Below are 16,053 nucleotides of genomic sequence, written 5' to 3'. Positions count from 1 at the left end.
AATCTAGATTACATTTGATTTAGTTTTTACACTAAGTAATTATTAATGTGTTGATATAATACATAATAGTTAACTTTTTTAGTAAGTAATAAAGTTTAATATATTGATTTTCTATAATATTATTTATTCATTAAGTGATTTTAGATATTTTATTTTTAGTATAGTTACTGTATAGATTGTATTGCGTTGGAAAGTCATTAAGTTGATTTAAGTGATATGAGTTTTTTATAGTTATTGATATGTATGGCTGGATAAATTTGAATAAACCATGTGGTATAAGTTCTACTGCTGCAGTTAATTTAGTTAAGAAGATTTTAAATGTCAAAAAAGTTGGTCATGCAGGTACATTAGATCCTTTAGCTTCTGGTGTTTTGCCTATTGCTATTGGTGAAGCTACAAAAGTTATGCCTTATGCTGTTGATGTTGTGAAATCTTATTTGTTTACGGTGCAGTGGGGTGAACAGAGAACGACTGATGATGCAGAAGGAGAGATAATAGAGAAGAGTAACATAATACCTAATTTGGAAGATATAAAACAAGCTATTCCAAATTTTATTGGATTGTTAAAGCAAGTTCCTCCTAATTTTTCAGCAGTACATGTAAATGGAATTAGGGCTTTTAAGTTGGCTAGAAGCGGTCAAGATGTAAGTTTAGCTTCTAAGCGTGTTTATGTATTAGAGTTAAAATTATTGTCTATTGATAAAGAAAATAACAGGGCAGATTTTTATTTGTTGTGTAAGAAAGGTGTATATGTCCGTTCTATAGCAAGAGATTTAGGTATACAATTAGGATGCTTAGGATATGTTATAAAATTACAAAGAGTTAGAGTAGGTTGTTTTAGGAAAAAAAATGCCATTACTTTAGAAATGTTAAAGAGGTTACATAGTGATGGTAGGAGATGTAGTTATTTATTGCCTTTGTGTTATGTTTTGCAAGATATAAAACATCTTGATGGTATTTTCTCTGATATTCAGATAAAAAAGATGAAAAATGGTCAAAATATTGAGTTAAATAACTTGTGTGTCATTAGTAATTGTGATATCTGTTATGTTAGTACGGGTAATGTGCCAGTGGCAATTTGTAGTATAATTAATAATGTCGTAAGGCCAGTACGTATTTTTAATGTTTAAAGATTTGGTATTTTAGTTATGTCAATTACACGTGAAAAAAAATCTGAATTAATAAGTGAATACTGCCTTAAGAAAGATGATACTGGTTCCTCTTTTGTGCAATGTGCAATTTTGTCAGAGAGAATACGTAATTTGACCGAGCATCTTAAAATCCACAAAAAAGATTTCCACTGTAGACGTGGTTTAATGGTATTAGTTTGTAGAAGACGTAATGTATTACAGTATGTTAGAAAAAAATACGGAGATAATGAATATTTGGCATTAATAAAACGGTTAGGTATCAGAGATATTTTTCACTGATTTAATTTATAAAAAGTAGGAAATGATATATGTTTAATTTGATAAGAAGATCTGCAGAATGGGGAGGAAAGACCTTAATTTTAGAGAGTGGTAAGATAGCAAGGCAAGCTAGTGGTGCTGTTATGGTTAGTTATGCTGGTACTACAGTTTTAGCAACAGTGGTAGTAGGTAAAACTAAAGAGCCGGTAGATTTTCTGCCATTAACCGTGCAATTTGTTGCAAAGAGTTATGCTGTTGGTAAAATTCCTGGTGGTTTTTTAAAGAGAGAAGGTAAACCATCTGACAGAGAGACGTTGATTTCTCGTTTAATAGATAGGAGTATCAGGCCTTTATTCCCTGCTGGCTTTTATGATGAAGTTAGTATAGTATGTAATTTACTTTCATATGATACAGTTACGCCTCCTGAAGTTACTGCATTAATTGGAGCAACTGCAGCTTTGTCTATTTCTGGTGTTCCTTTTAATGGCTTAGTAGTTGGTGCAAGAGTTGGGTATTTGCCATCAGAAGATAAATATTTACTGAATGCATCTGCTGATGAAATGGTATGTAGTTCTTTAGATTTATTCTTATCAGGTAATGAGGGTTCTGTTTTGATGGTTGAGTCTGAAGCATCTGAGTTATCTGAGTCTCAAATGTTAGGGGCAATAATTTTTGGGCACCAGAATTGTCAAGAAGTTATTAATTTAATTAAGGAATTTAGTCGTGAAAGTGGTAAGATGCCTGTCGAATTTATACCACATGATATTAGTTCAATTGTAAATTATATCGAATCCTCTTATAAAGAAAATTTTAGTTTAGCATATTCTAATACCGTTAAAAAAGAAAGAGTATTAAAATTGGAAGAGTTAAGAGATAAAGTTTTACTTGAAGTGACAGAAAAATATAGTGCTGATAATATAGTATGTAATAGTCAAGATATAATTAGCGCGTTAAAGACCTTTGAAAGATCGTTATTAAGGTCCAAAATCGTTGATACTTCTTCTAGAATAGATGGTCGTTCATTTGATAAAATACGTGATATAGAAATTGAAATAGATGTATTACCCAAGGCGCATGGTTCTGCTTTGTTTACTAGAGGGAATACACAAGCATTAGTTGTGACTGCATTAGGCACACCTCAAGATGAGCAAATAGTTGATGATTTAGATGGTGACAGGAGAGAAAATTTCTTATTACATTATAATTTTCCTCCTTATGCAGTCGGTGAATCTGCAGCTTTACGTGCTCCTGGCAGGAGAGAAATAGGTCATGGTAAACTTGCTTGGAGAGCAATTCGTTATGTATTACCTGAAAAATCAGATTTTCCATATACTATTAGAGTAGTTTCTGAGATTACAGAGTCAGATGGTTCTTCTTCAATGGCTACAGTTTGTGGGGCATCTTTGGCTTTAATGGATACAGGTGTGCCAATTAAATCTCCTGTTGCTGGTATTGCAATGGGACTTATTAAGGAAGGTGATGAATTTATAATACTTTCAGATATATTAGGTGATGAAGATTATCTTGGTGATATGGATTTTAAAGTAGCTGGTACTGCTGAAGGTATTACTGCTTTACAAATGGATATGAAAATTTCAGGTATTAGCATTGAGGTAATTGAAAAGGCATTGCTTCAAGCTAAAGATGGTAGAATACATATTTTAGGTAAAATGAATGCGGTAATACAAGAATCTCGCGATCGCATAAAAAATCATGCTCCTAGAATAGAATCTATCTTTATAAATAAAGATAAGATTCGTAATGTGATAGGCAGTGGTGGGAAAAATATACGTGATATCTGTGAGAAAACAGGTGCAAAAATTGAAATAATACAGGATGGCACTGTTATGATATATGCTGTTAATAATGAGGCAGTGGAACATGCTAAAAATATGATAATGGATGTTGTAACTGAACCCGAGATAGGTAAAGTTTTTGAGGGTACTGTTGTTGAAATTGTGAAATTTGGAGCTTTTGTAAATTTCTTAGGTGGTAAAAGAGGATTAGTACATATTAGTGAAATAAAAAATGAACATATTAGTGCAGTGGGTAGTGTAATTTCTTTAAATGATAAAGTAAAAGTATTGGTAATTGGCATAGATCGTGAACATATTCAATTATCTATGCGTAGAGTAGATCAAGAGACTGGAGAACCTATAGATGGTGAGCTTTATAATATAAGAAAGGGTAGCTTTTCTGATGATTCAGATAGTGGCAGCAGTTTTAAGGAAAGCTATAACAGTAACAACAACAGGTATGGTAGTCATGATAAAAAGCGTGGTGGAGGTAGTAACAGATCATCACGTCGTAGTAGTGGGTCTAATTATTATAGGGAGGATTTACCATCGAATGGATGTGGAAATAATAATCGCTCATTCAGTAATAGTAGGAATGGTAATGACGTTTCCAGAAAACCTAGGTTTTTTTAATTAGGTTTGCTACGTAAAAAAGTTCCATGCTTATTTTTGACCGTAGCCTTGTAAAGCTTTATAGAGATAAGCTATTTTATACTAAAGGTAGTAACTTTATATTTTCTGAAATTAGTAATATTTTATTAGATAAGGTTAGTTTGTTTTCAGTTATTACAGGGTTAGCTTTAAATATCGGTGTTAGGACTAATTCTTTTATTGAAGATTTATTACAGAAAAAGCTGATATCTTCTGAAGAGCAAGTAATCCAATGTGATTTATCATATTGTATGTTATACAACGTGCAAGGTAGTTATAAGGTAGTGGCTGATGAGGAGGCATTACCGTTTTGTAATAATACTTTTGATATTGTTGTTAGTAATGCATCACTGCATAATGTCAATAATTTATTTAGTGTATTATTGAGTATATATAATATTATAAAAAGCAAGGGTGTTTTTCTTGCTGCGTTGTTTGGTAGTAAAACTCTTTATGAATTAAAATATTCAATTATCAGGGCAGAGATGGGTTTTGGTGTTGCACCTAGAGTGTTGCCTTTTATTCATGTTCAAGATATTGTTTCTTTATTACAAAAAACTGGATATTCTGATATTGTAGTAGATGTTAATACTATTATGGTAGAGTATAATGATATATATACTTTATTTAGAGATTTAAAAAACATGGGAGAAGGTAATGTATTATATGCTAGAAATAAGTATCCTTTAACTAGAACTATTATTACAAAAATTTTTGAAAATTATAAACGATACTTCTCAATAGATAAAATTAGTATTCCTGCTACTTTTGAAATTATTACTTTAAAGGCAAGTAAAGTGTAGAAGCTATATAGAATGTGAGGATAAAATGGATAAGAGTAATATAAGAAATTTTGCTATAATAGCTCATATTGATCATGGTAAATCTACGTTGGCTGATCGGTTAATAGAAAAGTGCAATGGTTTGGATGAACGAGAAATGAAGGATCAAGTACTTGATTCTATGGATATTGAGAGAGAGCGTGGTATTACAATTAAGGCGCAAACTGTCAGACTAGTATATAAAGCTAAGGATGGACAAACATATTATTTAAATTTAATGGATACACCAGGACATGTGGATTTTTCATATGAAGTAAGTAGGAGTTTAGCTGCTTGTGAAGGATCATTACTTGTTGTGGATAGTAGTCAGGGGGTTGAAGCACAGACTTTAGCAAATGTATATAAGGCTATAGATAGTGATCATGAAATCATTCCAGTACTGAATAAAATAGATTTAGCATCTTCAGATCCAGATAAAGTGAAGTTACAAATAGAAGATATGATTGGCATTGATGCAAGTGAATCACTACTTGTGTCGGCAAAGTCAGGTATTGGTATACAAGATGTATTAGAAGCTATTGTTTCCAAGTTGCCAGCTCCATATGGAAAATTAGAAAATCCATTGAAGGCTATATTAGTTGATACTTGGTATGATATATATCTTGGGATAGTAATTTTGTTACGTATTAAAGATGGTGTTATAAAAAAAGGCATGAAAATTGTTATGATGTCTAATAATGCTGTGTACCAAGTTGATAATGTAGGTATTTTTACTCCACATAAAAAGATTGTAGATCAACTTTCAGTAGGTGAAATTGGATTTATTACTGCTTCTATTAAAGAATTATCAGATTGTAAAGTGGGTGATACGATTACTGAAGAACAGAGGAGATGTAGTGAACCACTTCCTGGATTTCGGACAATTCATCCTGTAGTCTTTTGTAGTATTTTTCCAAATGAGGCTGGAGAGTTTGAAAGATTACGTGAAGCTTTAAAAAAATTACAACTTAATGATGCAAGTTTTACTTTTGAAGTTGAGATTTCTAATGCACTTGGATATGGGTTTCGTTGTGGATTTTTAGGAATGTTACACTTAGAAGTAATTCAGGAAAGGTTGGAAAGGGAATTTAATTTAGATTTAACTGCTACAGCTCCAGGTGTAATTTATCAAGTTACTACTAAGAATGGTGATGTTCGTGAAGTACATAATCCTCATGATTTTGGTGAGCAGGATATTGCTAATATTAAAGAACCATGGATCTGTGCTACTATTATGGTACCAGATCAATATTTAGGTGTTATCATGTCATTATGTAATAATAAGAGGGGTGAGAAACTGGATCTGTCGTATTCAGGTAATACAGCATTATTAAAATATAGACTGCCATTATCCGAAGTTGTTTTTGATTTTTATGATAGAGTCAAATCTATGTCTAAAGGTTATGCTAGTTTAGACTGGGAGATGGATAGGTATTTAGATAGTGAGATTGCTAAGTTAAGTATTTTGATAAACTCTGAGCCAGTAGATGCTCTTGCATGCATTATTCATAAAAGTAAAATAGAGCAAAGAGGACGTGAAATATGTATTAGATTAAAAGATTTAATTCCAAGACAACAATATAAAATTGCAATACAAGCAGCAATAGGAGGAAGGATTGTTGCTCGTGAAACTATCTCTCCATATCGTAAAGATGTTACAGCAAAATTGTATGGTGGAGATGTTACTAGAAGGATGAAATTATTAGAAAAACAGAAAAAAGGAAAGAAAAAATTACGATCTATAGGGAATGTTAATGTTCCACATAATGCATTTATTCAAGCATTAAAAATCATAGATTAGCTGTATATATGTTTTTTTTAAGGTGAAGAATTTATTTTAGCTTTTCTTGGGTATGAATTATTAATTAAATTATTAATTAAATTATTAATTTATAGTTGATTATTTAATAATTTATTAATTAAATTATTAATTTATAGTTGATTATTTAATAATTGCATGTTATTATATGTGCTACATAATTGTTCAATGTTAAATAATGTTAAACTTAACCTTAAAAGATTATATATAAAGTTTTTGTTCTATTTTAATCTTTAATGTAGAGAAATAGTTATTAGTTAATCTTTATATCTTATGTAAAGGATTTAATATGACTCTTTTGAATAAAATGGTTATCTTAGTTCATAGCTTTATGATTGCTTTTATAGCTTTTGTTTATTTAAAAAAGGTTATTTCTAGAAGGTGTTGTGCTTATTATCCGCATTATACAACTCTGTATCAAGATAAAAGTGTAGAGGATATTATTTCTAATGCTGATCAAAATGTTATTAATGAAAAGGAGGATGATATTAACAAAAATACTACTTCAAGTATTGCTAAAACTAAAAAAAGGAATACTTTACATCTTTTATCTAATGGGGAGCAAGAAATTATAACTAGTATAATAGATGTAGACACTGGTCAAGTTATAAATCAATCAACAAGACATGTGTGATAATAGCTTTATCAATTGGGGTGGTTATGGTTGTATAAATACATAACATGAATAGTTATAATAAATGTTGGACAGCAAAGTAAAATAGATGAGATTTATTTATTTAATTGTATATATTGGTTAAAATATTAAACAAAAATTTAAGCTTAAATATTACTTATATTCCTGTGTAAAATGGTATAAATGCAATAATTTTATAATATAGGATTTACATATTTTATAAATTAACAAAATTTAAGAAGATTTAATTTGTGTAATATTTAATAACACAGTTTATATTTTATATAATTATGAGTCAATTAGTAAGTTATATAAGATAAAGCTAAGTCTTTAATAGTGAATAATACGTTTAAATAACAATGAAATTTTATATATTGATAACATATTTTAAAATTATTTATAGGGATTTGATATTAATTTCATACGGTAATATTGGTTGAGTGATTTATATTAAAATTTGTAAGTAAATATTGTGGATATTATGTTAATTTTTATAACAAAAATCATGATTTAATGCTAAACTATAGCAGTTTTATTGTTGCTATTTTGGCAGTAATAGGGTATACTATGTTGTATAAGTACAATATCTCAGAATCAAACTTGTATGGTATATTTACGTTTTTGTTTATGATGATAATTGTATTATTATGTGCAAATTATAAGGAGGGCATGAGTAAAAAATATATTGAGTTAAACAATTATTTAACAATATTGTCATCAGAACCTATTTTCAGCCTCAATATAGATTAAATAGTTTATTTGTAGATAGTTTTAATTTTTAACTGTAATGCAAGGCCTGGTGAGTAAATATAAATTAGTGTATTTACATCTCCAAAGCTCAATTTCATAGGGTATAGAATGGAGATGATTTTCTTGAAGTTGGTTTAATGATAATGGTGTTGAAAAAGTAAAAGTATTAGAAGTAAAATAAGAATAAATATCTAGTAATAATTTTTAAATATAGTGGGAAATTGTTGTTATTATGTAATAAAATAAATTTACTAGTAGAAAGGTTTTTTTCTTAATTAAAAGCTTATAGTTGAAGTAAAAAAGTGTATACAGTACATTGTATATTATTAATGTATGTTTCTATTGTTTTTGATATTTTTTAGATACTAAAGGTAGATATTTCTTATGGAAGCTAATAAAATAATGATGACTGTGGGTAGTGTGTCAGTAGTAATTATTGCAGCTGTAGGATTAATATTAAGTTGTGTAAATGTGAGGTATAACAATTGGCATTGTATTATGAATACTGCCATATTTGCATTCTTACTTATAATTGGAGCTGTATTATTTTTTGCTAATCGTAGAGGTATACAATATGATAGACTTGTTGAGATTTTATACTGGAATACTATTCCTGGTTATGTTGTGCCACCTTGTAAAAGTAAGACAAGTATATTTTTGAAATTGAAAAAGATTTTTGTGAGAGAAAAACCTAGCCAAGTATGTGATTTATTTTCTATGAATCTGTTAGATAGTAGCAGCTGTAATATGGATGATGACATTGATGAGACTAGTTTTACGAATTGTGATGATATGAGTGGTGTAGTTGTGAATTCATGTTTTGATTCTGCTGATCTCAGTATTGAAGCTGCAGAGAGAATAATTCAACAAAATATGTACTTGTATAATAGTAGAACATAAGTTTAGTTTTGATGCATTTTAAGTTGTTTTGTTCTGATAGTAATTCTTTTGCTGTTGATTAGTTTGGTAGCACTAGCAATTAAATTACTAGTGTTATTTTAAGATAAGATCTTAGTTTATTAAGCATATTGTAATTTCCTTTGTATCGTGTGAAGAAGTAATACTATGATTCTAAGTTTTATGTGTATGGTGTTTTTGTAATAAAATTTATATTTGTTACTATAATATCTAATTAAATTATTTATATGCTAAATCCAAAAAATAGAAATTTCTATAATAACCAAAATGATATATTGGCTCTTAATTGCAACATCTTCACTGTTCCAATAATATAAAAATACCCGTATCATTACTATCTAAAAAATAATAACTTTTTTGACTTAGCAGCTCATTACATCCCTTCTTCAACAGTCTTGCTAATATAGTTCTTATCGTACTATTTAATACCAAGTTCTCAATAGCAATTCCTATACTCTTGGGACCAGATTTAAATAATATATTATTAACTTTTTTATAATTTTGTATATAACCTTTTTACTTTGTTAAATTTACACCATTAGATACCTAGAAGCAGAACTACCACTACTATAATTAACAGCATTAACTTTACTTATTTGCTTACTTCTTTCATGAAACACAATTGTTCTTATAGATTCAAATTTTACAGAATCAGGTACACTTTTCAATATTGCTACATTACTAAAATATTTGAGCATTATATAATTCCTTGCACTATTAACTACTTCCCGAATAGTACAAACACTACCTAATGACTTTGAGATAATCATCAGTCCGGTTGAGATTTTTGATGTTAACACTTTACAGCTATACAAATTAATTTTTTCAGACAAATTACCATTTATTACATTATCCACTTCAGCAATTAAATCACCACTTCCAGCTGAATGTAATATTCTTCTAAAAAAATTATTTGTTTTAACATGATGCTTTGAACTCTTACACTGATAAGAAGCAATAGCAATTATAGCAGCTAATGTAGTATTACCTCCACATATCTCAGAACTTATTAGCTTACTAAAAGGCATACCACTTATTGTATAGTAATCAAGATACAGAGAGCTATAGTTATCTACTCCATGTATTGCATAAAATTTATGTTTTATTTTCTCAAATAATGTGACTATATGTTGTGATTTAGGAGTTAATTTATTACTTACTATATAATTTTGTAACAATTTAATTTTAGAAGATAATTCCTTATCCTTATCAAATACAGACCCATTACCTAATATCATCGAAACACGAAAGACCATCAAGAAAGTTAGAGTTAATCGGCCACTTACTTGATTAATCCAGGGATCTTTCCTCTTTATTCCTGCAGAAATACTAGACGAAACCAGTAAATTACTATCATTTGGACATGATTTCAACATATCTCTTAACAATAACTCATATAAAGTTACAGAATCTTTTCCAGTTTTATGCATCAACAGATCAACCGCATATTTTATATGATTACATAAGGCACTATAATCAAAAGTCAGTAACAACACACCATTCTTCATTTTAAAATGTTTAATATGAAGGTTGATCTTAGATGAAATATCCTTGATTAATGACGGGTCTGCTTTGATGTTCACAAAAATACCTAATTTCTCCTTGTAAAAAATTTGTTCATTTCTCGATAATAAGATACATTCATGGTTAGGATCTACCTGTACATTAACCACTTTTGTAAAAAATAACCTATATTTTTGAGTTATATTTAATACAATCTTTTTTTCTTTATTAACATTTATTCCAGATTTAATGCTATCATAGTCTATTTCAACAATATTATTTGTAGGATCAAGTTTATTTAATTGATCATTAGATAAGGGGATAAATAACAGCATTTGCTCATTTTCTCTAATATATGGTAATATATTGTGATGCTGTGCAGAGCGTCGATAATCCATAATAATATATGCAACACTAACTAATGTAGCTAGTACTGCCACAACTAAACCAGCAGTTACATTGAAATATGGTATATTAATGTTTTTGGCCATAAGAGCAGCCAAAGCTATAGCAATAGAAAGCATAATACATGCTACAAATACACGCACAAATTGGGATCTATTCATAATACTATAAAATTAGCTTATAAAATATTAATATAAAGAAATATACATATTACACTAAAAATTATACTTATAATATAATATATTACTCTAATTTATATATATAACATCAAAAGATATTATTAACTAATTATTACCACTTAACTTTATAAGGCTCTTTATTGCTAATATTTCAAATTTGTATAACAATCTTATAAATACAGGATCTTTTCAATGTTCCATTACTATTTTTTAATAGCCTCATAACGATTTCATCTTGTAATGGGCTTGTATATTGATGTTGATTAATCCCTATAATCAATCATATACATCCTTAATACATGATATGTCAAGGTATGACAAGCTAAATAACATCTGTCCCACTTCTGTAAATAAAGATTATATTATTTCTCTGATCAATAACACTCTTATCAATTATGTTATTCAGTAATAAATTCATCTAATACTTCATTAAAATTTTTATTGAATTCAGAAAATAAAACACAAATTATTAGATATTAGAAAGCTCTTGCATTTCTCAACTTTATGTACAAAATTTACAGTATCTTTGACATTTTCAGATAAAATTTTATTCGTAACTTCTAAAAATATAACATCTCACATTAAAATGTTTGTGATAATGGCTATTCTACCATTTGGAATATTTCTAACACTACTACATATAATAGCGCATATAATACTTATAAATACTTCATATACCTATCATTATTTACAAAAGACAATTACAGAACTGTTATTAACGAATGCTATAATTACAACATCTCTACTATTTTAACTATCATTTCTTAAGTATTTTTATATAATTTATTTATTAATTTTTATTGGTAAATTTATAATGTTACTTTACTAATAAAAATATATTGTAAATCACATAACACCTTTAGTACACGAGTGCTTTAACATATTGTTTTTCAGCTCAATTTACAAAAATAGATATAAAGTTTAAAAATACTCACCTCAAAGCTCTATTTTCAAAAAATTTATATAACAAAAGAAACCATACTACTAAATAATACTGCAACTTAAACACATTTCAATTAACTGCAAATAGCACCAATTTGGGTATCACAAAATGGTAAACAATACTTCTTAACATTATCTTTTATAATATCCTCATACAAATCAGTTTTATAAATATCATTAACCATCACTTTATAAACACCTCTTTCTCTAGTCACCTCTAGTATATTACAAATATTATCAATATCTTGTATTATATCAGGTGTATAAGCACAGTAATATTGAATACTATAAACAGAAAGCAATGTCTTAATTACTTGTTTTTTATCGCTAACTTTATCAAGGTTTGATACATTTTTATCAATATTAAATGCTTTAATCAGGTTTATCTTCATATTACATGCATCCGAAATACTTGATTTCCAGTCACTATAATTTTTAAATACATATATCCTTTCTCTTATTAAAGATTTAATTTGTTCTGATGCTGCTAATTTATCAGTTTTACTTTTATGTGAAATATCTATTTGAGAAACTAGCTGAATAAATTCAACAATTTCATCAAAGTACATAGCATGTAACATAGGATATTTACAAATAAATCTGGCAGCTATTATAAAAAATAAAAAATCTTCGCATAGTCTATCTTCTAGTAAATCTTCATCATAAAAATGATTTAATTCACCAGCTAAGATTCTATTGAACGTAGAACTAAATTCCGAAAAAAAGAAATAAGGCATATTATGAGATAATCCATTATTCAACTTGTTAATATTATCTATAATATCTTTCATAGTTGAAATATCATAGTCTACAAGTTCATCCAAAATTTTAGAAATATGTAACATTTCATCTGATACTAACTTATCATAGTGTAAACTTGAAAGTTTTCTCTGGGTATTTAGATTTTTGAATCCAGCATAACAGAACATAAATGATAAGATATAAAATGCTATACTACTCAGAAAGAAAACCATGCTAGTAACATACCCTTTTTGTGCAACTAACATTACAAACGCTATATATGATAAAAATATAATAGCACCAAAGGTTATCAATATAATTTTAAAAGGACTTATTCTCATATGCATACTGCATGATTAACAGACAAAAATACTAAAGCTAATATAAGTTAATTTTTATAAATACATTATATATATATTAAAAGAATAATAAATATTTATTTTAATAGTTTACAATATTTATACAAATTTTTATTTAAAGAACTTAACATATGTAAAAATAGCAACAATAAATACTCAATTATTGAAAATCTAATGCTTTGGTTCTATATCTAATAGTCAATCAATTGTCATGCTGATATCTTGTATACAGAATGTTAGACACTTCTTGCCAATCCGACAACCTTGTATTTAGCAAGTCGCATGTACTATGTTATTTTTCATCATTCTGTTTTGCTCAGAAAACGATATTTGCATATTTTTTAATAAATCAAATAATACCTTAATCATATTTTATACAAGATCTTTTATAAGATGAGATATGCTATATATAGCTTTTCCAATTGTATATCACATCAATCTTATTTGATCTGTTCCCACTATCACCTTAATAACCATTTAGATAAACATGAAATTTGCATCTTCACACTTTCTGCATTAAAGATTTCCCTTCAAATTCCACACTAGAAGGGCTACTTTCCAAATCTAAGCTTACGCTTGCAATTCACATTATTAATCATTCATCAAAAATAAGTATAGAATTACAAATCCAAGAAAATCAGAAATAAGATTTTTTTAATATTAATCAATAACATTTTGTAAAGTGATTATAACATTACAATCACATATAATTATATACATGTAGTAAGCTTATACTGATAACTCTTGTGCACTTTTTTTATATTCCTTAATAATACTTAGCATAGTTTATGAAATAAAAAATTAAGCAGCATTTATAGTATTTGAGTAAATATTTAAGATATTTATTCATATATTCATAACGTTTGTATAAAGTGGTAGTGTTTTCATAAGATCTCGCTAACGTATTTTTTTATTATTTTAATTGATTGTCAAACTATGAAAGCTGTATTTTTGTTGTTAATGCTGATATAATAGAATGGATTTGAATTTCTATCTAACAGATTTGCATTGTCAATTTTGTGTGCTGTACGTATATCATTTGATGATTAATAATATTACTAGTACTGCATTAGATATAGCTTTTGTTAAATAACTGGTAAAATAGTAGTAATTTTAAAGACAGAGTGGTTATAGAAAATTAGATAAGCTAACGTAGTTTAGTGTTCATAGTAGATTGTTTGATATGGGTGAATATCCTAATGTTTTGATGGCAATAACAGTTAATATAATTTATATGGTAGTTATGAGTATGTGAAATATAGATTTGCATTAAAAACCAAGATGCATATTATTGTTAATTTATAGTGTATAGTAAAATATAAATAGTTAATTAATTATTTATTATTATTATTTATTATTATGGATTAATAGGATCTAGTATTATGCCTAAAAAAGTCAAAGTAATGTCTTAGTTTTAAATTGATTAACATAAACTTCTTAAGAAGATATTTTTCAATTTTAGTGTAATACATTATGTGTTATAATGTGTTTTTCCATATATTAATCTTAGTGAACTGGTTTTAGAAGGTTAAAGGTTATGAAAAAGTCTCAATTTTTGTGTTTATTTATATTATTAGGTATCCTGCTTTTTGCTGTAATTTTACCAATTCTTCTGAGTAAAATCTATATTACATATAGTACACCGTGTTTCATAGTTCTTGGTATAGCTATGACAGTAGCAAGCGGAATTATGTCATTTTTTATTACACGTGCTATTTTAGCTTGTCAAGACACTACAGAAATTCACAGTACGTTACCATCTATTAAAGAAAATGAGCAAATTGCTTTATTTATACCGTTGTCTGATGATCAATTAAATAGACTTGATCCTAACAGTAAGATTGTTGAGATAAAATATGATAGAGTTGCAACTGGAATAAATCTCAATGGAGAAAAAGACATTGTATTAAATATAACTCAAAAAAAATATGGATTATGTGCTACAAGAGTAGTTGATGTAGTGGTGAATTCTGATCGTAAATGTATGTTGTTGACGAGTAATCAAGGTATTGCTCAAGTAAGTGGTAGAGGTATTTTTATAGTAGTCAATAAAAGACCGTCAACAATCAAGGATATTACTTCTAAAATGCGCTTTTATATTAAATATCCAGAAATGAAGGATGGTGTGTTGTCACTGACTTGTAATTATAGTGCTATGTGTAGTAGTATAAAAGGTGCGTTAGGTATGTTGAGATATAAGGTTGAAAGTGCTGGTGATTGTGAAGAGCAGATGAGTTTATATGAGTTATTATTAAAGGAGATGTTTAGGTCATGTCCAAGTGATAGTAGTTTGGTGGTTCCATCTGATACTTCTATAAGAAGTGGAACAGAAAGTTTATGGATTAATCAAAGTGATGGTCAATTGACTATGGCTCTTTTAATAAATTTTAGTACTTCAATGGTATTAGGCAGAGGGTCTAGATTGAATAACGATAAGAAATTGTTTGCTAAAATTACATTGCTACAAGATTATATAGTGCAGAATGGCATAACTTCTGACCCAGAAATTTTTCCTAAATTATTTGAGAAAATAAGATATAAATTTTGTAAGGTGCATCGTGCAATATCTCAGTATCGTTGTCTGTATAACGATTACTATACAAAATATGGTGTGACTTTTAGTGAGCTAATAAGGTCTGAGATACGTAATGGTAATACTATATTAGCTGCTATGGTTGCTATTGCTTCTTATCAGTGTCGGGGTACAGATTTTGCTACTGCAACAAATAGTTTTTTAAAAGAAATATTATCTTCAGTTGGAAGTAGTAATTTAATTGCTGAAGTGAATGATATAATAAATGGTGATTTATATGCAAGAGTTAATCTTAATAGCTATAAGTTGCTAGGATTAGGAATCTCAAGTGCATTAAAAGTAATATCAAAGTCATTAGGTGCTTTTTGTACTAATGAGCAATTGATAGATTGTGCAAGGAATTATATAATGTCCAAATGTTACTCTAGTGTAACAACATTAGAAGTTGTACCTTGTTCTTTAAAATTTAGGTCTGTACAAGATATAATGTTATGTAATGTAACGACAAGTGAGCCAGTAGTTGATAATTCTAATGTTGAATGTTTTAGTCATGGTATTGGTATGTAAAGATGTAAATTTAATAAAGTAGAAAG

10 protein-coding genes are annotated in these 16,053 nt (G+C 28.1%); 8 read left to right on the top strand and 2 right to left on the bottom strand.

Going from position 1 to position 16,053, the window contains the following annotated elements; translation table 11 throughout:
* Nucleotides 1-239: 239 nt before the first annotated feature.
* From truB to PVA18_RS02860, 7 genes are all read left to right on the top strand, one after another.
* A complete protein-coding gene (gene truB, locus PVA18_RS02890) occupies nucleotides 240-1,130 on the top strand; it encodes a tRNA pseudouridine(55) synthase TruB (RefSeq protein WP_045804541.1) in 891 nt (296 codons plus the stop codon).
* An 18-nt stretch (nucleotides 1,131-1,148) separates the two neighbouring features.
* The gene (rpsO, locus tag PVA18_RS02885) at nucleotides 1,149-1,430 is read left to right on the top strand and encodes a 30S ribosomal protein S15 (protein ID WP_044195008.1); all 282 of its coding nucleotides are present in this window, start codon (nucleotides 1,149-1,151) and stop codon (nucleotides 1,428-1,430) included.
* Nucleotides 1,431-1,459: 29 nt separating this feature from the next.
* On the top strand, nucleotides 1,460-3,838 hold the full coding sequence (gene pnp, locus PVA18_RS02880) for a polyribonucleotide nucleotidyltransferase (RefSeq protein ID WP_045804542.1): 2,379 nt from the start codon (nucleotides 1,460-1,462) through the stop codon (nucleotides 3,836-3,838).
* Nucleotides 3,839-3,864: 26 nt separating this feature from the next.
* Entirely contained in the window at nucleotides 3,865-4,659 is a 795-nt protein-coding gene (locus tag PVA18_RS02875) for a methyltransferase domain-containing protein (RefSeq protein WP_045804543.1), read from the top strand.
* Between the two features lie 25 nt (nucleotides 4,660-4,684).
* Nucleotides 4,685-6,478 (top strand): translation elongation factor 4, encoded by a 1,794-nt coding sequence (lepA, locus tag PVA18_RS02870; protein ID WP_045804544.1) that lies wholly within the window; start codon nucleotides 4,685-4,687, stop codon nucleotides 6,476-6,478.
* 307 nt (nucleotides 6,479-6,785) lie between these two features.
* Nucleotides 6,786-7,130: a hypothetical protein gene (locus tag PVA18_RS02865; RefSeq protein WP_045804545.1), complete on the top strand. Its 345-nt coding sequence runs from the start codon at nucleotides 6,786-6,788 to the stop codon at nucleotides 7,128-7,130.
* A gap of 1,134 nt (nucleotides 7,131-8,264) precedes the next feature.
* The gene (locus tag PVA18_RS02860) at nucleotides 8,265-8,780 is read left to right on the top strand and encodes a hypothetical protein (RefSeq protein ID WP_045804546.1); all 516 of its coding nucleotides are present in this window, start codon (nucleotides 8,265-8,267) and stop codon (nucleotides 8,778-8,780) included.
* Between the two features lie 548 nt (nucleotides 8,781-9,328).
* Here the strand turns inward: PVA18_RS02860 and PVA18_RS02855 are convergent.
* Together PVA18_RS02855 and PVA18_RS02850 are read right to left on the bottom strand one after the other, a co-directional pair.
* On the bottom strand, nucleotides 9,329-10,867 hold the full coding sequence (locus tag PVA18_RS02855) for a hypothetical protein (protein WP_045804547.1): 1,539 nt from the start codon (nucleotides 10,865-10,867) through the stop codon (nucleotides 9,329-9,331).
* Nucleotides 10,868-11,901: 1,034 nt separating this feature from the next.
* Nucleotides 11,902-12,909: a hypothetical protein gene (locus PVA18_RS02850; protein ID WP_045804548.1), complete on the bottom strand. Its 1,008-nt coding sequence runs from the start codon at nucleotides 12,907-12,909 to the stop codon at nucleotides 11,902-11,904.
* A gap of 1,687 nt (nucleotides 12,910-14,596) precedes the next feature.
* On the opposite strand from PVA18_RS02850, the gene PVA18_RS02845 reads away from it, so the two are divergent.
* Nucleotides 14,597-16,027: a hypothetical protein gene (locus PVA18_RS02845; RefSeq protein WP_143339985.1), complete on the top strand. Its 1,431-nt coding sequence runs from the start codon at nucleotides 14,597-14,599 to the stop codon at nucleotides 16,025-16,027.
* Nucleotides 16,028-16,053: the final 26 nt, after the last annotated feature.

This window comes from Ehrlichia muris subsp. eauclairensis (assembly GCF_051097115.1).
GTDB classification, from domain to species: domain Bacteria; phylum Pseudomonadota; class Alphaproteobacteria; order Rickettsiales; family Anaplasmataceae; genus Ehrlichia; species Ehrlichia muris.
Note: the sequence above shows the minus strand (reverse complement) of the source record. Positions and strands in the feature narration are given on the sequence as shown.

Excerpts from the sequence above, each read along its gene's own strand:
- truB (WP_045804541.1), top strand. The coding sequence starts at position 240 with ATGTATGGCTGGATAAATTTGAATAAACCATGTGGTATAAGTTCTACT.
- rpsO (WP_044195008.1), top strand. The coding sequence starts at position 1,149 with ATGTCAATTACACGTGAAAAAAAATCTGAATTAATAAGTGAATACTGC.
- pnp (WP_045804542.1), top strand. The coding sequence starts at position 1,460 with ATGTTTAATTTGATAAGAAGATCTGCAGAATGGGGAGGAAAGACCTTA.
- PVA18_RS02875 (WP_045804543.1), top strand. The coding sequence starts at position 3,865 with ATGCTTATTTTTGACCGTAGCCTTGTAAAGCTTTATAGAGATAAGCTA.
- lepA (WP_045804544.1), top strand. The coding sequence starts at position 4,685 with ATGGATAAGAGTAATATAAGAAATTTTGCTATAATAGCTCATATTGAT.
- PVA18_RS02865 (WP_045804545.1), top strand. The coding sequence starts at position 6,786 with ATGACTCTTTTGAATAAAATGGTTATCTTAGTTCATAGCTTTATGATT.
- PVA18_RS02860 (WP_045804546.1), top strand. The coding sequence starts at position 8,265 with ATGGAAGCTAATAAAATAATGATGACTGTGGGTAGTGTGTCAGTAGTA.
- PVA18_RS02855 (WP_045804547.1), bottom strand. The coding sequence starts at position 10,867 with ATGAATAGATCCCAATTTGTGCGTGTATTTGTAGCATGTATTATGCTT.
- PVA18_RS02850 (WP_045804548.1), bottom strand. The coding sequence starts at position 12,909 with ATGAGAATAAGTCCTTTTAAAATTATATTGATAACCTTTGGTGCTATT.
- PVA18_RS02845 (WP_143339985.1), top strand. The coding sequence starts at position 14,597 with ATGACAGTAGCAAGCGGAATTATGTCATTTTTTATTACACGTGCTATT.